Genomic DNA, 21,446 nt, shown 5'->3' on the forward strand with positions numbered 1-21,446 from the left:
GCATCACCGACAAGTACTCCTGGCGCAGCGGCGACACCCCGCTGCTGTTCGACGGCAACTACAACAAGAAGCAGGCCTACACCGCCGTCCTCGACGCACTCAACGCGGCGACCCCGAACACCAGCCCCTCTCCGAACACCAGCCCCTCCTCGGGCACCAGCCCGAATCCCGGCTCCACGAGCGCGATCAGGGGGGTCGGCTCCGGCCGGTGCCTGGACGTGAACGGCGCGTCGCAGGCCAACGGCGCGACGGTGCTGATCTGGGACTGCAACGGGCAGGCCAACCAGCAGTGGACCTCCACCAGCGCCAGTGAGCTGCGCGTGTACGGCAACAAGTGCCTCGACGTCAACGGCGGCGGCACCGCCGACGGCACCGCGGTGATCATCTGGGACTGCAACGGCCAGAACAACCAGAAGTGGCGCTTCAACTCCGACGGCAGCATCACCGCGGTCGGGGCGAACAAGTGCCTGGACGTGTCCGGGAACGGCACCGCCAACGGCACCAGGGTCCAGATCTGGTCCTGCACCGGCGGCGCCAACCAGAAGTGGACCCGCGTCTGACATCACCGTCCAACCGGGGCGGCCACAACCTGGCCGCCCCTTTCCCATGCCCGCTCGGCGTCGTTGAGGGCACACGACCACGGGCCCGGTCCACGGCGGCCGTCGTCCCTTGACGAGAGGCATGTTATCGGTAACTCTTCTCTCCATTACACAAGCGTCTGCGCCAGATTCCGGGCAGCCCGCTGCCGCTCGACCACGTGGAGCGGCGTACGGAGTGAAGCGTGATTGATGAGAGAGTTCCCCTCGCCTCGGCGCAGGGACGCCGACGACGGACGGACCGCCGGTTCGTGCGGCACGTGCGCGACACGGCCGAGGCGTACACCCTGCTCGCGCCGAGCCTGATCGGATTCCTGCTGTTCCTGGTCGCGCCCATCTTCGGGGTGGCGGGGCTGAGCCTGTTCGACTGGAATCTGATGGGCGCGCCCTCGTTCGTCGGCCTGGACAACTACCGCGAACTGGCCGCCGATCCCGAGGTGTGGCGGTCCCTGTTCAACACGGTCTACTACGTGCTGCTCAACATCCCGGCGCAGACCGTGCTGGCCCTCCTGCTGGCTCTTGCCCTGAACCGGCGGATGCGGGGCGGCAAGGTCTTCCGCGTGGCCTTCGTGCTGCCCTGGATGGCCATGCCCGTGGCCCTCGGCATCGTCTGGTCCTGGATCTTCGATCCCAGATACGGCGCGGTCAACCAGGTGCTGGGCATGGCGGGGATCGACGGGCCGAACTGGCTCACCGATCCCGCGTGGGCCATGCCGGTGATCGCCTCGGTGAACGTCTGGCAGTACACCGGCTACACCATGCTGATCCTGCTGGCCGGACTGCAGGCGATACCGCACCAGTTGTACGAGGCCGCGGCGATCGACGGCACCACGCCGGCGCAGCGGTTCTTCATGATCACCCTGCCGCTGCTGCGGCCGTCGCTGTTCTTCGTGCTGGTGACGAACACGATCGGGTCGTTCCAGGTCTTCGACACGGTCTTCGTGATGACCCAGGGCGGTCCGGGCGGCGCCACCGACGTGCTGAATTTCCACATCTACCAGCAGGGTTTCCAGCTCTTCCGGGCCGGGTTCGCCTCGGCGCTGGCGATGGTGCTGTTCGGGCTGATCCTGCTGGTGACCGCGGCGCAGTTCCTCTACTTCCGCAAGCGCACCGTGTACGACTTCTCGTGAGGACCCGATGAAGAGGACACAGCTGAAGAGGACACAGCTGAAGAGGATCGCGCTGTATCTCGCGCTCTTCATGGGCGCCGCGGTCGCGGTCGCGCCGTACCTGATGACGCTGAACTCGGCTTTCAAGGAACCCGCGCGGGTGCTCACCACCCCCGCCTGGGAGCCCGCCGTCCCCGCCACGTTGGGCAACTTCGCGAAGGTCTGGTCGGAGTACGACATGGCCGGCTTCCTGCTGCACTCGCTGGTCTACGCCGGGGCCGTCACGATCGGTCAGGTCGTCTTCAGCACGATGGCCGCCTACGCCTTCGGGCGGATGTCGTTCCCCGGCCGCGACGCGCTGTTCTGGGGCTACCTCGCGACGATGATGGTGCCGCAGATCGTCACCCTGGTGCCGCTTTTCCTGATCATGCGGGAGTTCGGGCTGATCGACACCTATCTCGGCTTGATCCTGCCCACCGCGTTCGGCACGCCGTACGGGATCTTCCTGGTGCGGCAGTACTTCCGCACGATTCCCCGGGACCTGGAGTCGGCCGCGCGCATCGACGGCGCGGGCACCTGGACGGTGCTCACCCGCGTCGTGCTCCCGCTGAGCCGCCCGATCCTCGCGACGCTCGCCACCATCACGTTCATCACGACCTGGAACACGCTGCTGTGGCCGCTGATCGTCACCAACGGCGACGCGGTCAGGGTCGTCACGCTGGGCATCTCGGCGTTGAAGGGCCAGTACTCCTCGCAGTACCACCTGATCCTGGCGGCCGCCGCCCTGGCGCTGCTCCCACTCGTCGTGATCTTCCTGCTGTTCCAGCGGCACATCGTCCGCTCGATCGCCCTGACCGGGCTGAAGTAATCACCTCCTCAGAGAAGAAGGGCATGCAGCTATGTCCAGAAAAATCGGTTTATCTATGGTTGCGACGGCGGCCCTCCTGGCCTTGGCCGCCTGCGGCGGAGGTTCGGACGACTCCGGCTCCTCCGGCGGCGTCGTCACCCTGCGCTACGCCATGTGGGACGAGGTGCAGAAGCCGCCGATCGAACAGTCGATCCGCGAGTTCGAGAAGGCCCACCCGAACATCAAGGTCCAGATCGAGCTGAACAACTGGAACGACTACTGGAGCAAGCTGCAGACCCAGCTCGCCGGGCGCTCGGCGCCCGACGTGTTCTGGGACCACGTCTCCTACTTCCCCAAGTTCAGCAAGGAGGGCGTGCTCACCGACCTGGCGCCGCTCATCGCCCAGGACAAGGTGGACACCTCCGTCTACGACCCCAAGCTCGCCGAGGGCTGGAAGGTGGACGGCAAGGTGTACGGCCTGCCGAAGGACTGGGACACCATCGGGCTCTTCTACAGCGCCAAGGCCCTGAAGGACGCCGGGCTCACCCCCGCCGACCTCGACGGCCTCACCTGGAACCCCGCCGACGGCGGCACCTTCGTCAAGACGCTGCAGAAGCTGACGGTCGACGAGAACGGCAAGCGCGCCGGCGAGCCGGGCTTCGACCCCGAGAAGGTCAAGCAGTACGGCCTGGCCATGCAGGCGCCCACCGGCCAGCAGGACTGGTGGAACTTCGCGCTGCAGAACGGGTGCAAGCTCCAGGACAAGCCGTGGGGCCGGTGGACCATCGACCAGCCGGCCTGCGTGCAGGCCATCCAGTTCGTCCAGGACCTGCGGCTGAAGTACCACGTCGCCGTGCCCGCCACGGTCACCAACCCGCCGAACGGCCCGTCGCTCGACCAGGTCGTCGGCCGCGGCGAGGCGGCCACCGCGATGGACGGAAGCTGGATGCTGCGCGCCTTCGACACCGCGCTTCCCGATGGCGGCTTCGGCGTCGCCGACCTGCCCGCGGGGCCGGTCGGCAAGGGAAGCGTCTACAACGGCCTGACCGAGGCGATCTACGCCGGGACCGAGCACCCGAAGGAGGCGTGGGAACTCCTCAAGTGGCTGGCCTCCGAGAAGCACCAGAAGGCCGTGGCCCAGGCGGGCGCCGTCTGGCCGGGGATCAGCGCGCTCAACGACGTCTTCGCGGGCGCCTGGAAGGCCAAGGGCGTGGACGTCACCGGGTTCAAGAAGGCGGCCGAGGGCACCACGATGGGCTACCCCCTCACGGAGGCGGCCGACACCTACAACGTCAAGGCGCTCGACATCTTCAACCAGGTCTGGCTCGGGCAGATGACAGCGCAGGACGCGGCGAAGAAAATCAACGACGAGGCGAACGCCGCCATCAAGTAGGCTCTGGAGCTATGGGAGTTACCGGTCACATGCCACCGCAGGACGCTTCTCGCGGCCGCTCGGCGAGCATCTGGGACGTCGCGCGTGTGGCCGGTGTCTCGCAGCAGACCGTCTCTCGTGTCATCAACGGCAAGGCCCGGGTCAGCGAGGCGACCCGGGCCAAGGTCCTGCAGGTCATCGCCGAGCTCGGCTACCGGCCCAACAGGCTGGCCCAGACGCTGGCGGGAGGCCCGGTGCGGTCGGTCACCGTGCTGACCTCGGACACCGCCCTGTACGGCGCGGCCGCCACGCTGCGCGGCATGGAGGAGGCGGCCAGGACGGCCGGCTTCTCCGTCGGCATAAGCGTCCTGCAGCCGGACTCCCAGCAGACGGACATCGCCCTGCGGCTCAACCGGCCCGGGGAGCCCGTCATGGTGATCGCCTACGACGACGCAGGCGTTCGTGCGCTCCGGGCGCTGCCGCCGGACGTCCCGGTGGCCGCCGCCGTCGAACGCCGCGCCGACGAGGGCGACGCCGCGGACGGCGGCCCGTGGCAGGTCTGGCTGGACGACCGGGCCGCCGCCGCGCACGCGACCCGTTACCTGCTCGGCCTGGGACACCGGACGGTCCACTACGTGGCCATCCCCTCCTCGACCAGCCCGTCCCCCCAGCGGACCCAGGGCTGGCGGGACGCGTTGCGCGCCGCGGACCGCCCGGTGCCCGAGCCGTCGCACGGGGGATGGACTCCGCGCTCGGGCTACCTCGCCGTTCGCTCCCTGCTGGCGGACCGCTCGGTCACCGCCATCCTGTGCGGCAACGACGACCTCGCGCTCGGCGTCATGCGGGCCGCCCGTGAGGCCGGGCGGGACATCCCCGGCGACCTCAGCGTGGTGGGCTTCGACGACGCCCCGCCCTCGGCCTACCTCAACCCCTCGCTCACCACCGTACGGCTCGACTTCGAGGGGCTCGGCCGCGCCTGCTTCGGCCTGCTGCACCGCAGGCTGGAGCCGCAGACCGCCCCTCCCGTCCCCGCCTGGAGCGAGCCGGAGCTCATCGTGCGGGAAAGCAGCGGCCCCGCCCCGGCCTGACCTCCGCGTCGTCCCGGATCGACCACTCCGGGGTGCGCCCCGCCACCGGACGCCGCCCTCCGTCCCGAGCCCGCCGCCCCCGTCAGGCGGCGGGTGTTCGGCATGTCCTCGTCCCCCACCGCCCAAGCCCTCTTCGCATCGGAAGGCCAACATGATCGTCCACGACTCCGAACGCCGCCTCTGGGTGCTGTCCGGGCCGTCCTCCTCCTACGTCCTGCATCTCGACGACCATGACCGGCTGCGCGTGCTGCACTGGGGACCCCGGCTCACCGTCGCGCAGGCGGCCTCGCTGCCGCTGCTGCCGCGGCAGCCGTTCCGCCCCGTGGAGGACGCCGCCGAGGGCACGCTGGACCTGACCGCGACCGGCGGCCTGTTCTACGGGCACGCGGCCGTGCAGGTGCGCTTCGCCGACGGCACCCGGGATCTGGAGCTCGTCCCCACCGGCCAGCGCCGCACCGATCGGGAGCTGGTGCTGACGTTCGCCGACCGCCACTATCCGCTCACCGTCGAGTGCCACTACGGCGTTCACGAGGACAGCGACGTCATCGAGCGGCACCTGGTGCTGCGCAACGAGGGCGAGCCCGTCACCGTCGTACGGGCCGACTCCGCCACCTGGGTGCTCCCCCGCCTGGACGGCTACCGCCTCAGCTGTGTGCGCGGTCAGTGGGGCGCCGAGACCCAGCTGCACCGCACCGAGCTGCCGTACGGCGAGACCGTGACGACGAGCCGGCGAGGTGTGACGAGCCACCAGGCCAACCCCTGGGCGATGGTCGACGACGGGACGGCGGGCGAGGAGCACGGCGAGGTCTACTCCTGCGCGCTGGCCTGGAGCGGAAGCTGGCGGCTCACCGCGCAGCGGCTCCCGACCGAGCGGGTGACGCTCTCGGCCGGCGCCGGGCACGACCCGGTGACGCAGGAGCTGGGCGCCGGCGAGGAACTGGTCACCCCCGTGTGCGCGGGCCTGTACACCGACGGCGGCTTCGGCGCCGCGAGCCGCGCCTGGCACGACCACCAGCTGCGGCACGTGCTGCCGCACCCCGGCGAGACGCGGCCCGTGCTTTACAACTCCTGGGAGGCCACCGGCTTCGACGTCTCACTCGAAGGCCAGATCGAGCTGGCGGAGAAGGCCGCCCGGATCGGCGTCGAGCTGTTCGTGGTGGACGACGGCTGGTTCGGCGCCCGCACCCACGACGCGGCGGGGCTCGGTGACTGGCACCCCAACCCGCGCCGTTTCCCCGACGGACTCGGGCCGCTGATCGACCGGGTGCACGAGCTGGGCATGCGATTCGGCCTGTGGGTGGAGCCGGAGATGGTCAACCCGGACAGCGATCTGTACCGCGCCCATCCCGACTGGGTCATCCACCGGCCGCACCGGCGGCGCACCGAGCACCGCAACCAGCTCGTGCTCGACCTGAGCAGGCCGGAGGTGGCCGACTGGCTGTACCGGACCCTGGACGAGCTGCTCGCCAAGAACGCCGTCGACTTCCTGAAGTGGGACATGAACCGCCCCTTCACCGAGGCGGGACCGGACGAGCGGCTGTGGACCGGGCACGTCCGCGCCCTGTACGCCGTGCTCGACCGGCTGCGCGCCGCCCACCCGCACGTGCGGATCGAGTCCTGCAGCAGCGGCGGCGGCCGGGTCGACCTCGGCATCCTCCGGCGTACCGACCAGGTGTGGGCCTCCGACGACACCGACGCCCTCGACCGGCTGGAGATCCAGCACGGCTTCACCCAGCTCTACCCCGCCCGGGTGATGGGCGCCTGGGTCACCGACAGCCCCAACCCCTACACCGGCCGGGAGACGCCGCTGGACTTCCGCTTCCACGTCGCGATGGCCGGCGTGCTGGGCATCGGCGGCGCCCTCACCGACTGGAGCGACGCGGAGCTCGAACGGGCCGCGGAACTGGTCGCCGACTACAAGCGGATCCGCCCGCTCGTCCAGCACGGCCGGCAGTACCGTCTGCTGCCTCCGGACCGCGAACTGTCGGCCGTGCAGTACCTCGCCCACGACGGGAGTGAGACGGCGGTGCTCGTCCACCGGCGCGCCCGCCGCTTCGGGCATCCCGAGCCGGGCGTCCGGCTGCGCGCCCTCGATCCCGGCGCCCGCTACCGCGACCGGTCCACCGGCCGGATCCACCACGGCGCCGTCCTGCTCGCCCACGGCGTGTTCCCCGACCTGGCGCCCGGCGACTACGCCAGCGCCCTGGTCCACCTGATCCGTGAATGAGGAGGACGACGGAGAGAGGCCGTCGGCGGCCTTCACATCCCGGTCGCCGGGGCCCGCACCCCGGCGACCGGCTCGCAGCTCAGCGAGGGGTGAGGACGAGGCGGTAGGCGCCGCCGGCGTTCTGGTTGGCGATGGGGATCGTGACGCTGCCGTTGGTGACGGTGTAGGCGTTCGACCACACCGTGGTCGGCCCGGAGACGTTCGTCGTGCGTCCCGACGCGGGCACGGACTCGAGGGTGGCGGTGACCGAGGAACCGAGCCCGCCGATGCCGTCCACCCGGATCGAGCCGTTCCCCGACTGGCCGCCGAAGACGACGCTGAAGGTCCTGCTGCCGGCGTCGTAGGCGGCCACGCCGTCGTTGTCCGTGGTCGGGGTCACCTTGACGATGTTGCCGGTCTGGTCCGCGTACCACTTGTACATCCAGTACGACGCGGTCGGCCGGCCGTTGTACAGCAGGCCGTTGAGCGTGCCCGCCTCGTACCAGAACGCCCGCTGCGCGTCACGCACGCCCGCGCGCTCGAACTGCGCCACGTAGTGGTTCGCGCTGCTGGGGACGTCGATCTCGCCGGTCGACGCGTACTCGTTGATCGAGATGGGCCGCGGGGAGATGCCGAGCTCGCGCTCCAGATTGCGGTAGGCCTGGACGTTGCCCGTGACCTGCCGCCAGCCGCTCAGCTCGTGCCACGACACCACCTGGGGCAGCGTGTTCGTGGCCTTGGCGTTGGTGAGGAAGGAGCGCATCCGGTTGACGTCCCAGTAGGAGTAGCTCGGCCCCATGATGGCCGTGTTCGGCTCGCTCTGCCGGATGCGCTGGTAGGTGCGGACCCAGCCCTCGTTGAAGGAGACGCCCGAAGCCGAGGGCCAGGTCCAGTCGGGCTCGTTCCAGGGCTCCCACGCGTCGATGTTGGTGACGCCCGCCGACTTCGCCGCGGCGATCATCTTGTCGATCCGGCTGTACCAGTCGTTCCAGTTCGTCCACCAGTACGGGAAGCCGTCGAAGCTGTCCGCCATGTCGACGGTGATCACCGCGCCGATGGCCGCGGCGTTCCTCCAGATGTTCAGCGTGTCGCCGATCGGCGCCGGAACGCCGTTGGGCCGGTGCTCGTGCAGCGGCGGGGGCTGGCGCAGCTGCTTGAGCTTCAGCGGCTGCATGACCGACACCGGCGGGGTGTTCGCGTCGGACAGGCCGTAGAGGGTGCCCGAGGCGACCCGCGTGACCGGCCGCACGACGGTGGCCGCGTCGACGACGAGCGTGCCGCCGCCGGCTCCGGGGCCGTTGCTCCACTTCTGGTTGCTCTGACCGTTGCAGGTCCACAGGATGACCGCGGTGCCGTTGGCCGTGCCCGCATGGTCGACGTCCAGGCACAGGCCCGACTGCGTCCCGGCGATGGACCCGTCGGCGTTCTGCCGCCACTTCTGGTTCGCCTGCCCGTTGCACGACCAGATGATCACCTGCGTGCCCGGGGAGGTCTGGTTGTTGTAGGCGTCCACGCAGCGCGTGCCGTTCATCGTCCGCAGCTCACCCGCGGAGGTGAACTCGAACCCCTGGTTGGCCTGACCGTTGCAGTCCCAGATGTCCAGCGGGGTGCCCAGCGTGTCGACGTTGCCCTTCACGTCCAGGCAGCGTCCCGACGCGGCGCCGACCAGCGGGGCCACCGCCGCCGAGGCGGGGGCCGCCCACGACAGCGCGCTCGCCAGCACGGTCGCCAGGGCCGCTAAGACGCACACGGCGACGGCCGCCGGCGACGGCCGTCCACGGCGCGCCCGGCCGGATAACGGGGGGGATGTGTCGCGCATGTTCTTCTCCTGGGGGTGGGAGACGGGCGAGGGCGGGCGGCGTCCCGCACGACGTACGGGGCCGGCCGGAGCCGGTTCCGATGGATGGACGGATCAGGCCGGCCGCCACGCGCCGCTCGCGGTTCTGCCGGAGTGGCCGGCACCTTGCTTGTTTCCGGGATATTGAGGATGCGTTACCGGTAACATCAGGATTTAGGCGCTTCCCCAGCCCTATGTCAAGACCCAACTCAGAGGGCGGTTCGCGAGTTGATGCCCGGATCAGACAGAACTACCTGCCCCACGACCCGCTGCGCCGGCGGACGCGGGAGAAACGACGCGGAGTCAGTCGTCCTCGGCAGGTGGGGCGTAGTCTCCCTCCTCCTGATCGGCGATGACCTCGTCAAGTAGGCCGTCGATCTCCACCGCCGTCGTATCCACGCCCGGGCCGGGCTCCGCGGCGTCGGCCACCCACACCGGCTCGTTGATCCATTCCTCCCACGACAGCCCGTGCTTGTCAGCCAGATAGCGGGCGCGGTAGAGCCGCGTCGCGTCGTGTAGTTCAGGACCTCCATCAGGAACACCTCCTCTCCGGGCTCCCGAGGGTCGTAGCCATAGTGGACGGCGACCTCGGCCGTCATCGACACCCAGAGTGGAAGACCTCCACCAACCCGCCACCACCACGCAGGGGACAGATCGTCCCCCGCAATTCCGACGTCAAGGGCTTCCACGTGCTCATAAGCCGCTGGGTCATCGAACGCACCCTTGGATGGCTGATGCTGCACCGCAGGCTCGCCCGCGACTACGACACGTTGCCCGCAAGCTCCGAAGCGTTGATCCAATTGCGATGATCGACAACGTCAGCAAGTGTGTAACCGGCGAAACTACGCCTACCGATGGGCCTGGCTGACCGACGCGATCAGCCGGGTGTCGGAGGGCGACGCGGTCTTCTCGCCGAGGCTGGCCGGGTTCGTGCTCGACGCGTTCGCCTTGACCGAGACGCCGCCCATCGATCCCGAGCTCGATTCGCTCACCCAGCGAGAGCGCGAGGTGCTGCGGCTCATCGCCCGCGGCTACGCGTACAAGGAGATCGCCAAGCAGCTGGCCATCTCGGTGAAGACCGTCGAGACGCACGTGTCGAGCGTGCTGCGCAAGCTCCAGTTGTCGAACCGCCACGAGCTCTCCCGCTGGGCCACCGCCCGACGCCTGGTCTGATCCGGCTGACTGGTTTGTACGTTACTCGTTTAATATGCCCCGATTGTGAATGCGGGCGAACCGTACGGCATGATCCGTCTATGGAACGTTGGTGTACAAACGAGTAAGGCGGACAAACCGTGCCATCCCCCCGAGTTCTCCTCGCCATCGCCCTTTCGGCGGCGCTGACCGCCTCCTGTGGAGGTTTGGACGAGGAGCCGGTCGCTTCTTCACCGTCCAAGAAGCCGAAGAAGACCGCGGAGGCCGTCAAGGCCGCATCTGGATGCGACGAAGCGGGGGACGGCTTCGAGAGCGACGTGAAGCTGGTCCGATGCCTCACCGAGAAGTTCTGGGCGAAGCAGTTCAAGGACGCAGGTGGAACGTACCAACCCATCAAGAAGTTCATCGCGTACCGAGGGAACAAGGCGCCGTCCGCGGCGAACTGCGCAGGCGAGAAGGCCGAGCCGGAGAACGCGTTCTACTGCTCGGACGGGCACTTCATCGCGTACGACGCGGACTGGATGAAGTCGATGTACCGGCAGATCGGAGACAGCGCCGTATACTTCGTCGTTCCCCACGAGTTCGGACATTCCGTACAGGCACAGCTGGAAACCGAGTTCAAGTACAACGTGAAGCTGGAGCTTCAGGCGGACTGCTATGCGGGTGCCACGCTCGCCGGGTTGGTCGAGTCGGAGGAGCTCGAGCTGGAGGAGGGCGACGACGACGAGCTGATCGCCAATCTGGAGGCGGTGGGCGACCCCACCGACGCCTGGTGGGAGCCGGACGCCCACGGCACACCCGAGAAGCGGATGAATGCCTGGGTCAAGGGATTCGAAAAGGGCGTCGACGCCTGCTGAGCGGCGGCATAAAGTCGGTGGTCGGAGGAGGACACGTGGGGCGTACGGATCCGGTCATGTGCTCTTGGGGCTCCTCGCGGCCGCGAACGTGCTGAACAACCGGGTCGCCAGACGCTGGGCCCCGCTGACGTCGGCCGTCGCGACGGGAGCGCTGCTGCTGGTCGCCCGCCATGAGGGGCTGACCCGGCCGGAGCTGGGCTTCCGCGGGACCCGGCGGGGCGCGCGCATCGGAGGGGGGCTCGCCGCCGGGGTGGCGGCCGTCTACGCGGCGGGAGTCGTGCTTCCACGCACCCGCCCGCTCTTCCACGACGAGAGGGCGCTGTCGCCGTCGCGCCGCCGCGTCCTGGAGGAGGCCCTGGTGCAGGTGCCGTTCGGGACGGTGCTGCTCGAAGAGGTGGGCTTCCGCGGCGTGCTGCCCGCGCTGCTCGAGCGCGAGCTTCCCGCCCGTACGGCGGTCGCCGCCTCGGCCGCGCTGTTCGGGCACTTTTCGTCCTAGCACCTCCCTCTCCAGGTTGGTGTAGTTTCGCCGGTTACACGCTTGCTGACGTTGTCGATCATCGCAATGTGGATCATCGCTTCGGAGCTGCGCATGCCGTACAAATCAACCAGCAGACATAGGCGACTTCAGCTCACAAGACGCACCCAAAACTCCCTCTCGGGCGGCGGACGGTCGATCGGCGGCGCCGGCCGGTTCACGCCCGCCGGTGCGCCTGCTCAGACGTACGGTTCACGAGGACGCGGGCGAGGACGACGGTCACGACACCGGCAAGGACGACGGACAGCAGCCCGACGCGCAGGCTGATCAGGTCGGCGACGAAGCCGACGAGGGGCGGCGACAGCAGGAATCCTCCGCGCAGCAGCCAGCTGACGACGGTCAGGCCGGTGCCGGCGGGCAGCCCGGGCAGCTCGTCGGCGGCGTGCATGGCCGCGGGCACGAGGGTGGCGAAGCCCAGCCCGGCCAGAGCGAAGCCGGCCAGCGCGGTCGCGACCGACGGCACGGCGAGGGCGGCGCCCATGCCGGCGGCGGCCAGGACTCCTCCCGCGCGGGCCACGGTGCGCTGGCCGAAACGGTTCACGACGCGGTCGCCGGTGAGACGGCCGGTGGTCATGGCGGCCTGGAAGGCGACGACGGCCAGGCCCGCGGTGGCGGCGTTCGCGTGCAGGTCGCTGAGAAAGAGGGCGCCCCAGGACGCGCCCGCGTCCTCGACCAGGGCGCCGCAGGCGGCGAGCACGCCGAGCACGGCGAGCATCCGCACGGCGGAACCGGCGAACGAGCGCCGGCCTCCGTGGGCGGGCGGGACGGCCGGGTGGCCGTCGGCGGCGGCGAGGTCCTGGACTTCGGCGGACCGCTCGGCGTCCTCCGGGCCGGGCAGCAGGAACCGGTAGGCGACGACGGCGACGACGCTGAACAGCGCCGCGGAGATGCTCAGGTGGACCGCGAGAGGGATGTGCAGGCCGGCTGCGGCCGAACCCATCAATCCGCCGACGACCGCGCCGACGCTCCACAGGCCGTGCAGCGAATTGAGGATGGACCGCCCGTACAGGCGCTGCACCCGCAGGCCGTGGGCGTTCTGCGCGACGTCGACGACCGCGTCGAGAGCGCCCACCACGAACAGCGCGCCGCCCAGCGCGATCCAGTTCGGCGCGAGGGGGATGACCAGCGTCGCGATCGTGGTCACGACGATCCCGAACGCCGCCACGCGCGCCGAACGGAACCGGCGGATCGCGGCGCCGGCCAGCAGCCCGGCCAGCAACGCGCCGATCGAGGTCCCGGCCAGCGCGGTCCCGAGGACGGCGTTGCTCACCCCGAGATCGGCCTTGATCTGCGGATATCGCGGGACGACGTTGAAGAACACGGCGCCGTTGGTGAGGAACAGCGCGGCGACGGCGGCGCGGGCCTGGCGCGCCTGACGAGTGGGGGCGGTCAGGGAGGGGGCGGCGGGCATGGACTTTCCGATCACAGTGGTGCGGTCGAGGGAACGGCGCGGGTCAGCGCAGGTAACGGTCGATGGCGTGGCGGATCTGCTCGGGCGTCATCGGGTCGGTCGACAACGCGCTGTGCAGCACCAGCCCCTCGATGAGCGCGTCCAGTTCCCGGGCCGTGGTGGGGTCGAAGTGGCGTTCCAGCGCCTGACGGCTGCGCGCCATCCACGCCTGGGTGACGGCCCTCAGTGCCGGGTTGCGCGCCGCGGCCAGGTACAGCTCCACGGCGAGGACGAGGTCGCGCTGTGCGCCGAGCAGGTCGTCCGACACCAGCGCGATGACGGCCTCGACCGCCGCCTTCCGGTCGGGGGCGGCACGCATGCGCTCGTCGAAGACGCGGGCCACGGATTCGGCGTGCCGGGTGAACGCCTCGGCGAGCACCTCGTCCAGCGACGTGAAGTGGTAGGTCATCGACCCCAGCGGCACGTCGGCGACGCGGGCGATCTCCCGATGCGTCGTCCCGGCCACGCCCCGCTCGGCGATGACGGTCAGCGCGGCGTCGATCAGCCGATCCCGCCGTCCGGGGTCGTGCCGGCGGGGCCGCCGTGGGACCGGCGGGCGCGAAGCGGCGGCGGGGCCGCTCACGCCGTGCCCGGGCCGATCGTCCGGATCACCCGGGCGGGGTTGCCCACCGCCACGACGTTCGCCGGCAGGTCCCGGGTCACCACCGCGCCGGCGCCGACGACGCTGCCCTCCCCGATGGTGACTCCCGCCAGGACGATCGCCCCGCTGCCCAGCCACACGTTGTCGCCGATGGTGATCGGCTTGGCGGCCTCCCATTTCGCGCGGCGAAGCTCCGGATCCACCGGGTGCGTCGGGGTGAGCAGCTGGACGTTCGTACCGATCTGCACGTCGTCGCCGATCGTGATCGGCGCGACGTCGAGGGCGACGAGCCCGTAGTTGACGAACGAACGGGCGCCGACGCGGATGTGACTGCCGTAGTCCACCCGCAGCGGCGGCCGGATGTAGGTGTCCTCGCCGATCTCCCCCAGCAGCTCGGTGAGCAGCCGCCGGCGCTCCCGGGAGTCGCGGGCGGGGGTGGAGTTGAACGCCTCCATCAGGTCCATGGCCCGCAGATGGTGCTCGGCCAGCTCCGGGTCGTCGGCGATGTACAGGTCACCGGCGAGCATCCGCTCACGCATCGAGCGGCCGTCCGAGTCAGGCACCATATGTACGAGTGTACACACGATATGTACGCCCGTACGTATCCCGGGATGCCCCGAGGTCCGGCCGGCGGGCTGTGCCGCGGGTAAGGCGGGACTCATCGCACGGCTATAGGCGAGAACGAGCCGAAGACGCAACATCGACATATGTCGGATAAGCCTCGTATGACCAGCCCCACGCTGAAAGTGATCGAAGTCTTCCTCGCGGAACCGGACAGGGAGTTCTACGGGCTGGAGTTGCGCGCGGCCACCGGCCTGGCGAACGGGACGCTCTACAAGCGGCTGATGGATCTGGAAGCGTATGGGTGGCTGGAGAGCCGGTGGGAGTATCCGGACGCGGACGAGCGGGCCGGGCGGCCACCGCGCAGGTACTACCGCCTGACACGGGAGGGTGCCGTGCAGGCCCGCGAGAAGGCGGAAGGGGCCGCTCGCGCTCGCGCGAGAGGCGGTCTCCGCGCCCGGCTGGGAACGCAGGGGGCGTGACCGTGGAAACGACCATCGGGCCGCTGCTCGGCCGACTCGCGGATCGCTTCGACGACGGCGACCTGAAGCTGGTCGAACGCGCGTACCGGCGCGCGGCGAAGCACCATGCGGGTCACCTCCGCCACAGCGGTGACCCGTACATCAGCCACCCCATCGAGGTCGCGACGCTGGCCGCGACGGCGAAGGCCGACGCGGCGACCGTCTGCGCGGCCCTGCTCCATGACATCGTGGGCGCGGGGTACGACCTCGACGTTCTTCGTGCGGAGTTCGGCGCCGAGATCGCGGGACTCGTGGCCTCCGTGATGGCTCTGGATCAGGGCGGGCCGACGCCGAGCGACCAGCGGGTCATGCTGCTCAAGCTCTTCGACCGCCTGCACAACATGCGGACGATCGAGCATCTGCCACCGCGCAAGCAGCGTCTCAAGAGCCTGAACACGTTGGAATGGTTCGTCCCCGTGGCGCGGCGACTCGACTTGGAGCCCGTCGCCGTCGAACTGGAACGCCTGGCCCACGATCGGCTGGACCCGGGCCGGGGATTCATGGCGGTACGTGCGGCGTCCATGGTCTTTCCCTCGTCCGCGCGCGACCGCTATCTACAGGAATGGTCTGTCCAGTTCGCCGAAGTGGACGGTCGCCGGGGCGTGTACATCATCGAAACGCTCTGCGGCGTGCCCGGCATGGCGGTCCTGCTCTGGCGCCCCCATGCGCGCGTCCTGATCCGAAAGATCCTCACTCCCGCCTTCGCGACCCGTGGCCGGCCCTGGCTCGCCCTCGCGCCTTTCCTCGCGTGGGTGACCTACCAGATGGGCCGCTCAAGCCTCGCCGACGCCTTCGCCTTCGTTCTGACCATCCCGCCCGCTCTGTCCGCACTGATCACCAGGATCCGGATCCACCTTGGCCTGGAGCGGGAACGCGACACCGGCAATGGCTGACCCGCCGTCAGCGAGGCTCTGCCCGGCTACCCGTTCTCCCCCGCGGTGTGCTTCGTGAACGGCAACACGAGCCGGGACGGGTGGGCGGCGTCGCGATAGATCTTGTGGGTGACGGGGCGGCCCACCGGCAGGTGGAACGCATCCGGCGGCAGCAGCGCGTTGTGCGCGTCGGCCGGCGGTTCGTCGTTGGACAGCTCCGCCACCAGACGGTGGCCGGGGTTGATCGTCGCGGCGAAGGGGTAGAGCCGCAGGACGTACTCCTCGATCTTCCCGGGCTCCACCGGCACGGCGCGGGTGTGCGGGTGGTACGGGTCGCCCTCGGTCGTCCGCTCGTCGAGCTCGCGGTGCGACGCCTTGAGGAAGCCCGTGGTGATCAGCTGGCGGCTTCCGTCCGGGGCGACGTCCCACAGCCGCATGATGAGGTTCGTGTCATCCTGGTCGATCTCGACGAACAGGTGCGCCGCACCGGTGCCGATGAGCTCCGTGGGCTCCTCGAACGGCGCGGTGCTCCAGCTGACGATCTCCACCTTGTCGGTCACCGTCAGCGGCGCCTGGTAGAAGCCGTCCGGGGCGGCGTGCTCCGCGCCCATCAGCTCGGGCTCCCGGGAGAGCTTGTGCCGCGGGCGCAGGTACAACGGCTTGTGCTCGATCTCCTTCGGCGGCCACCGCTCCGCGGTGACCACCTCACGCGAGCCCTCCACGAAGACGCGCACGGCCGGCTCGTCCATGATCCCGTTGTCGACGCCCTTGAGCCAGTACTCGTACCAGCGGAACATCGTGTCGTGCTCCTCGATCCAGGGGCGCGACTGCATCGGCGGGTAGGAGCCGATGTCCAGCTTCTTGGGACCCTTCAGCACGTCGAACAGCTCGATGTGGCCGTCCACGGTCCAGCCGCGTCCCTGGTCGATCTGCAGGTAGACCGGGATGTCGATGTTCTCGGCCAGCCTGACGGGGTTGCGCTCCTCGTACCACTCCCCGTCGACGGGGTTCATCACGATGTCGAACCAGAACTCGCGGTTCTTCGGATACTTCAGCACGTGCACGAGGTTCGGCCACGCGGCCACGTCCGGGTCCCGGAGCCGCTCGTCGACGAGCTTCGCGAGCTCCTCCGGGGAGTGGAGCTCCTGCATCCGGGACCTGACGTCGGTGTGCGCGATGCCGGAGTCGCCGCCGCGCCCCTCGCGGGCGGCCCGTGGCATGAACCACATGACGCCGCCGTGGTAGGTGGTCTCGTAGAAGTCGAAATGACCGCCGCTGACGAAGATCGCCTTCAGGTGTGGCGGCCGCTCGGCCGCGGCGACCACCTGCATCGACCCGAAGTAGGAGATACCGATCATGCCGACGTTCCCGTCGCACCACGGCTGCCCGGCGACCCATTCGACGAGGTCGTACAGGTCCTGGCCCTGGGGAACGCCGCCGGCGTTGTAGTTGCCGATCATCACGCCGCCGGAGTCGCCGGTGCCGCGCACGTCGCCGATGACGTGGACGTAGTCCTCCCTGACCACGCGCGCGATGTCACCGGCCTCGATGCAGCCGTCCCACATCGGGCTGGGGCGGCGCTGCGGCGGCGTGGTGAGGGCGAGAGCCTGCAGTTCCTTGCCGTAGGCGCTCATCGCGATCAGGGCCGGCCGCGGCTTGTCCTCCGTGCCGTGGTAGGCGTCCACGGCGAGGGTGACCCCGTCGCGCATCGGCACCCGCAGGTCCTTGCGGACGGCGATCGTCTGCTCGCCCGCCCGGATCGTCTGGAAGTCAGCCATGAGTGCGAAGTTCCTTGTCCTCTGTCACGAGCTCTGGTCGAAGTGCGTGCGGTAGCCGTGCATCGACGTGAAGAACGGCGACGGCTCGAGCGTGGGATCGCCGGTGTAGCCGAGCCTCTCGGCGACGGGGGCGAACGGCGAGTACGGCGAGTCCGTCTCCCGCAGTCCGTCGCGGAGGCAGCGGCAGGCCGCCTCGCCGACAGCGGCCTCGATGTCCAGGCTCTCCTGGAGCGCCTCCCGGGCCTGGCCGGCGTCGAGTTCGACGCCGTACGGCACGCCGTCCGCGCGGCGGTACGGGTGCCCGAGGTAGAGGTGCCGCGGGCGGACCTCGTCGCGCAGGTAGCGAAGGCCGGCGCGGTAGGCGGCCGGATCCGCGTAGCCGGGGAAGCCGTTGGCGGCCCCGTGGACCTGGACGGCGTCGCCGGCGAACACCGAGCGCTGTCCGTCGATCACATAGGCCACCGATCCGGGGGTATGGCCCGGGACCGGGTGGACGGAGACGGTGACGCCGCCACCGAGCGAGAGGGTCTCACCGCCCTTGAGCAGCATGGTCGGCTCCATCTCGCCGGAGATGACCGCGTCGGCCGCGGCCGCCACCTTCGCCGCGCCTTCGGGGTCGTTCAGGTAGCGCGCCCGGCCGTGGAGGTACTCGTCCACGTGCGCCCGGCGTGAGCGCAGCATCGGGGCGTCGGCCTCGTGGACGACCACCTGGGCGCGCCGGCCGGTGAGCTCCCACAGTGCGTGGGCGCCGCCGACATGGTCGATGTGACCGTGGGTCAGCAGGATCCAGCGCACGTCCTCGATGCGGCGCCCGATGGCCTCGAGCGCGGGGGCCATTCCCTCGGCGGGCGAGGAGGCGATCCCCGTGTCGACGATGGCCGGCTCGGGGGCGTCGATGAAGAAGGTGTACAGACCGAACCGGCCCCACGGCGAGACCAGGGGATGAACGTCCACGTGCGTCATGACTCGCCCTTCAGGAAGGCCGCCGTCTCCTCGAAGACCCGGTGGTAGTCCGGGATCGAGGAGAAGTGCTGCACGAACCCGTGGCCGGCGCCCGGGTAGCGGCTCACGGTGGCGTCGACTCCGGCCTCCTCCAGGCGCCGGCCGTAGAGTTCGCCCTCGTCGCGCATCGGGTCGTGCTCCGCGGTCACGATCAGCGCGGGCGGCAGCCCGGTGAGGTCGGCCCGCTTGATCGGCGAGACCAGCGGATCGGCCGGGTCGGCGCCGCTGCCGAGGTAGAACGCGTTGAACGGCTTGAGCCCCGCCGTCTCCAGGCCGTAGCCGACGGCGTTCTCGCGCAGCGAGGCGTAGCGGTCGACGTCGAAGTCGAGATCCAGCGAGGGATAGAAGAGGACCTGGTGCGTGATCCGGTCGAAGCCCTCGTCGTGGGCCATCGCGGTGACGGCCGCGACGAAGGTGCCGCCCGAGCTGTCGCCGGCGACGGCGAGCGTCGTACCGTCCCAGCCCAGGCTCTCGCCGTTCTCGGCGGCCCATCGCACCACCGCGTGACAGTCCTCGATCCCGGCCGGGAAGGCGTGCTCGGGCGCCCGCCGGTAGCCGACGGAGACGACCCTGAGTCCGGTCTCCTTCGCCAGCGACCGCGCGACGTGGTCGTGGGTGTCCAGGCTGCCGAGGAAGAACGCGCCGCCGTGGAAGTAGACCAGCAGGCCGTACGCGTCGGCCTCGACCGGCGTGTAGATCCGTACGGGGACCTCGCCCGCCGGAGTCCGCGCCCTGGTGTCCTCCACGGAGTGGAGCGGCAGGCGCTCCTCCAGGGGCGGAACCTGCGCCTCCTCGGCGGCGCGCATGGCGACCGGGTCGAGCGGACCGGGAGGCGGCGCCGGCAGCGTGGCGAGGACCCGGGCGATGTCGGGGTGCAGCGGCATGGGTCAGGCCTCCTGCGGCTGGGACGCCGGCTGCTGGGCAGTGGGCTTCTGGACCGTGGGCTGCTGTGATGCGGGCTTCTGGGATGCGGGCTTCTGGCCGGGGAAGACGTCGTTGATCTCGTCCTCGGTCCAGCCCTGGCGCGAGATCCGCTGCAGCTCGTCGGTGACCGGCTTGCGGATGGCCTGGTAGCGCGCCAGCGCCTCCCTGACGGAGCCGGCCTCCTTGAGGGCGTCGGCGAGGGCGCCGGCGTCCAGGATCGCCGAGTTCGCGCCCTGGCCCTGATGGTGCAGCATCGAGTGGGCCGCGTCGCCCACGAGTACGACCGAGTCCGAGTGCCACGTGCCGACCGGGTCGATGTCGTAGACCGCGCGGCAGTTGACGGTGGCCATGTCGAGGCCGCGGGTGATGTCCACGATCCGCTCGTCGAAACCCTCGACGGTCTTCAGCAGGTCGTCCTTGGTGACGCCTGGCGTCCAGGTGTTGTCCGGGCACAGGGCGGTGATGTCGAACGAGACCTGGCCGCGGTGGCGCAGCGGCAGGAAATAGACCTTCGTGCCCTGGCCGATGTACATGCGGAGGTTGTCGTCGACGGCCATCCCGTGGGCGTCGTCGACGGAGATCACGGCGCGGTACGCGTGCTCGCCGGAGAACACCGGCTGGTTGTCGCCGAACAGCTGCCCGCGCACGACCGACTTGATGCCGTCGGCGCCGACCACCAGGTCGGCGGTGACCGACTCGCCGTTGGCGAAGACCAGCGTCGCCTTGTCGCCCTCGTCCTCGACGCTCTCCAGCTTGTGGCCGAGGTGCACCATGCCCTTGGGCAGCACGCCCAGGAGAGCCTCGATGAAGTCCCCGCGGTGGATCAGGTGGGTCTTCTCGCCGAAGGTGTCGATCTCCGGCCACGCCTCCTTCGCGATCGGGTCGCCGGTGGCGGTCAGGATCTCGAAGTAGTCGCTCGGCGAGCTCACCCTCGCGATCGCGTCGAAGATGCCCCACTGGCGGAACCGGTCCATGGTGGACGGCCGCAGGCCGATGCCGGCGCCGACCTCGCGGATCTGGCTCGCCTGCTCGTAGACGTCGACGGTGGCGCCGAGGAGGCTCAGGGCCTTGGCCGCGGCGGCGCCGCCGTACCCCGCGCCGACGACGGCGATGTTCAGGTTCTTCAGGTCTGAGGGTTGCATGGTCGTGGTCCTTGTCACTTCTGGATCGTCATGAAGTCGGCGGGGTTGTCGACGAAGATGGTCGTGATCGCGGCCTCGTCGAGCCCGGCGGCGCGCAGATCCGGAATGAGGTCCTCGAAGATGTAGTTGACGGTGTGGCCCTTCACGCCCGGCCAGCCCAGCGGGCTGCAGTTGGCGTCGGCCGAGGCGAGCACCTTGCGCAGGTGCCCCTGGCCGATGAACCGGAGGAAGTGGTCCAGCCGCTCCTTGCGCGGACGGGCCCAGAAAGGCGGGTCCTCGAGCTCGGTCTCGTAGCCGAAGGTGTCGAACCCGATGCGGCCGCCCTGCTCGGCGATCCAGGTGTCGCGTGTCTTGTCGGCGTTCACCCCGTCGTCGACGTGCCCGAACAGGACGCGGTCGAGCGGGAGGCCTTCGGCGTCGAAGATGGCGATGGCGTTCTCGGCGTCGATCGCGAGGTGGGTCAGGACGGGCACGCCGGTGGCCAGGGCGGCGCGGGCGGCGGCGCGGTAGATGCGTTTGTCCAGGTCCGTCATGCGGCCGCCGCGGCTCACGCCGACCTTGATCACGCCGGCGCGGCCGCCCGTGCCGCCGATGCCGACGGTGATCTCGTGGACGAAGTGCTCGGTCAGATACTCCACGCTCGCCCGGGCGAAGAACGGCAGCGCGGTGTCGCCGCCGACGAAGCCGGTGCTCGCCACGATGTGCACGCCGGTCTTCGCGGACAGGGACCTGTAGTAGTCGACGTCCCGGCCGTTGCAGATGCCGGTCGCGTCGACGAACGTGCCGCCGCCGTACTCATGGAACCGGCGCAGCTTCGGGACGGTCTCCTCGTACCGCTGCTCGGGGGTCTTCCACCACTTGGTGTCCAGCTCGGAGCCCGGCATGCCGTACCCGATGTGCTCGTGGACGGCCACGAGACCCAGCTCTTCGGCCGGGATCGGCCCCAGGACGGTGTTCACTCTCGACACAACAACTCACCTTTTGAAGCTCAGTGGT

At 69.9% G+C, this 21,446-nt stretch carries 20 protein-coding genes and 3 pseudogenes; 12 read left to right on the forward strand and 11 right to left on the reverse strand.

Annotation, left to right across the window (positions count from 1 at the left end; all coding sequences use genetic code 11):
- The 6 genes from HHX41_RS38680 to HHX41_RS38705 form a co-directional block, all read left to right on the forward strand.
- On the forward strand, positions 1-560 hold a 560-nt coding region (locus HHX41_RS38680; protein WP_182909904.1), incomplete at its 5' end, for an RICIN domain-containing protein.
- A 221-nt stretch (positions 561-781) separates the two neighbouring features.
- Positions 782-1,726, forward strand: a complete 945-nt coding sequence (locus HHX41_RS38685) for a carbohydrate ABC transporter permease (protein WP_220504822.1) — start codon at positions 782-784, stop codon at positions 1,724-1,726.
- A gap of 7 nt (positions 1,727-1,733) precedes the next feature.
- On the forward strand, positions 1,734-2,573 hold the full coding sequence (locus tag HHX41_RS38690) for a carbohydrate ABC transporter permease (RefSeq protein WP_182909905.1): 840 nt from the start codon (positions 1,734-1,736) through the stop codon (positions 2,571-2,573).
- A gap of 55 nt (positions 2,574-2,628) precedes the next feature.
- On the forward strand, positions 2,629-3,945 hold the full coding sequence (locus HHX41_RS38695) for a sugar ABC transporter substrate-binding protein (protein ID WP_182909906.1): 1,317 nt from the start codon (positions 2,629-2,631) through the stop codon (positions 3,943-3,945).
- Positions 3,946-3,974: 29 nt separating this feature from the next.
- Positions 3,975-5,012, forward strand: coding sequence for a LacI family DNA-binding transcriptional regulator (locus HHX41_RS38700; protein ID WP_220504823.1), 1,038 nt, complete (start codon positions 3,975-3,977; stop codon positions 5,010-5,012).
- A gap of 151 nt (positions 5,013-5,163) precedes the next feature.
- On the forward strand, positions 5,164-7,239 hold the full coding sequence (locus tag HHX41_RS38705) for an alpha-galactosidase (protein ID WP_182909908.1): 2,076 nt from the start codon (positions 5,164-5,166) through the stop codon (positions 7,237-7,239).
- Between the two features lie 79 nt (positions 7,240-7,318).
- Here HHX41_RS38705 and HHX41_RS38710 read toward each other — a convergent pair whose 3' ends face one another.
- On the reverse strand, positions 7,319-9,037 hold the full coding sequence (locus tag HHX41_RS38710; protein WP_220504824.1) for an RICIN domain-containing protein: 1,719 nt from the start codon (positions 9,035-9,037) through the stop codon (positions 7,319-7,321).
- A 321-nt stretch (positions 9,038-9,358) separates the two neighbouring features.
- On the reverse strand, positions 9,359-9,484 hold the full coding sequence (locus tag HHX41_RS41525) for a hypothetical protein (protein ID WP_259401661.1): 126 nt from the start codon (positions 9,482-9,484) through the stop codon (positions 9,359-9,361).
- A 221-nt stretch (positions 9,485-9,705) separates the two neighbouring features.
- Here HHX41_RS41525 and HHX41_RS38715 point away from each other — a divergent pair.
- The 4 genes and pseudogenes from HHX41_RS38715 to HHX41_RS38730 all read left to right on the forward strand — a co-directional run.
- Positions 9,706-9,923: pseudogene (locus tag HHX41_RS38715) on the forward strand (transposase); the annotation flags it as partial.
- Positions 9,920-10,228: pseudogene (locus HHX41_RS38720) on the forward strand (response regulator transcription factor); the annotation flags it as partial. The pseudogenes HHX41_RS38715 and HHX41_RS38720, both read left to right, overlap by 4 nt.
- 119 nt (positions 10,229-10,347) lie before the next feature.
- Positions 10,348-11,064 (forward strand): neutral zinc metallopeptidase, encoded by a 717-nt coding sequence (locus HHX41_RS38725; RefSeq protein ID WP_310742372.1) that lies wholly within the window; start codon positions 10,348-10,350, stop codon positions 11,062-11,064.
- A gap of 58 nt (positions 11,065-11,122) precedes the next feature.
- Complete coding sequence (locus tag HHX41_RS38730; protein ID WP_220504825.1) at positions 11,123-11,560, forward strand: CPBP family glutamic-type intramembrane protease; 438 nt, start codon at positions 11,123-11,125, stop codon at positions 11,558-11,560.
- Here HHX41_RS38730 and HHX41_RS38735 read toward each other — a convergent pair.
- The 4 genes and pseudogenes from HHX41_RS38735 to HHX41_RS38750 all read right to left on the reverse strand — a co-directional run.
- A pseudogene (locus HHX41_RS38735) lies at positions 11,557-11,649 on the reverse strand (IS5/IS1182 family transposase); the annotation flags it as partial. The gene HHX41_RS38730 and the pseudogene HHX41_RS38735 overlap by 4 nt on opposite strands.
- Before the next feature lie 107 nt (positions 11,650-11,756).
- Entirely contained in the window at positions 11,757-13,010 is a 1,254-nt protein-coding gene (locus tag HHX41_RS38740) for an MFS transporter (protein ID WP_182909912.1), read from the reverse strand.
- Between the two features lie 43 nt (positions 13,011-13,053).
- On the reverse strand, positions 13,054-13,632 hold the full coding sequence (locus HHX41_RS38745) for a TetR family transcriptional regulator (protein ID WP_182909913.1): 579 nt from the start codon (positions 13,630-13,632) through the stop codon (positions 13,054-13,056).
- Positions 13,629-14,216, reverse strand: coding sequence for a sugar O-acetyltransferase (locus HHX41_RS38750; protein WP_259401662.1), 588 nt, complete (start codon positions 14,214-14,216; stop codon positions 13,629-13,631). The genes HHX41_RS38745 and HHX41_RS38750 overlap by 4 nt, the downstream gene beginning before the upstream one ends.
- 159 nt (positions 14,217-14,375) lie before the next feature.
- Between HHX41_RS38750 and HHX41_RS38755 the strand changes: the two genes are divergently transcribed.
- Both HHX41_RS38755 and HHX41_RS38760 read left to right on the forward strand, forming a co-directional pair.
- The gene (locus HHX41_RS38755) at positions 14,376-14,693 is read left to right on the forward strand and encodes a PadR family transcriptional regulator (RefSeq protein WP_220504826.1); all 318 of its coding nucleotides are present in this window, start codon (positions 14,376-14,378) and stop codon (positions 14,691-14,693) included.
- 2 nt (positions 14,694-14,695) lie between these two features.
- The gene (locus tag HHX41_RS38760; protein WP_182909915.1) at positions 14,696-15,625 is read left to right on the forward strand and encodes an HD domain-containing protein; all 930 of its coding nucleotides are present in this window, start codon (positions 14,696-14,698) and stop codon (positions 15,623-15,625) included.
- Between the two features lie 26 nt (positions 15,626-15,651).
- Here HHX41_RS38760 and HHX41_RS38765 read toward each other — a convergent pair whose 3' ends face one another.
- From HHX41_RS38765 to HHX41_RS38785, 5 genes are read right to left on the reverse strand one after another with little or no spacing between them, the layout of a single operon-like run.
- Positions 15,652-17,382 (reverse strand): CocE/NonD family hydrolase, encoded by a 1,731-nt coding sequence (locus tag HHX41_RS38765; RefSeq protein ID WP_182909916.1) that lies wholly within the window; start codon positions 17,380-17,382, stop codon positions 15,652-15,654.
- A gap of 24 nt (positions 17,383-17,406) precedes the next feature.
- Positions 17,407-18,345: an MBL fold metallo-hydrolase gene (locus tag HHX41_RS38770; RefSeq protein WP_182909917.1), complete on the reverse strand. Its 939-nt coding sequence runs from the start codon at positions 18,343-18,345 to the stop codon at positions 17,407-17,409.
- Positions 18,342-19,268, reverse strand: coding sequence for an alpha/beta hydrolase (locus HHX41_RS38775; RefSeq protein WP_182909918.1), 927 nt, complete (start codon positions 19,266-19,268; stop codon positions 18,342-18,344). Before HHX41_RS38775 ends, HHX41_RS38770 begins: the two co-directional genes overlap by 4 nt.
- Before the next feature lie 3 nt (positions 19,269-19,271).
- Positions 19,272-20,450 carry an FAD-dependent monooxygenase gene (locus tag HHX41_RS38780; RefSeq protein WP_182909919.1) on the reverse strand — a complete coding sequence of 393 codons (1,179 nt, stop codon included), beginning with the start codon at positions 20,448-20,450 and terminating at the stop codon, positions 19,272-19,274.
- A gap of 14 nt (positions 20,451-20,464) precedes the next feature.
- Entirely contained in the window at positions 20,465-21,418 is a 954-nt protein-coding gene (locus HHX41_RS38785) for a phosphotriesterase (protein ID WP_182909920.1), read from the reverse strand.
- Positions 21,419-21,446: the final 28 nt, after the last annotated feature.

The sequence above is a fragment of the Microbispora sp. H13382 genome (genome assembly GCF_014161445.1).
Classification (GTDB): Bacteria; Actinomycetota; Actinomycetes; order Streptosporangiales; family Streptosporangiaceae; genus Microbispora.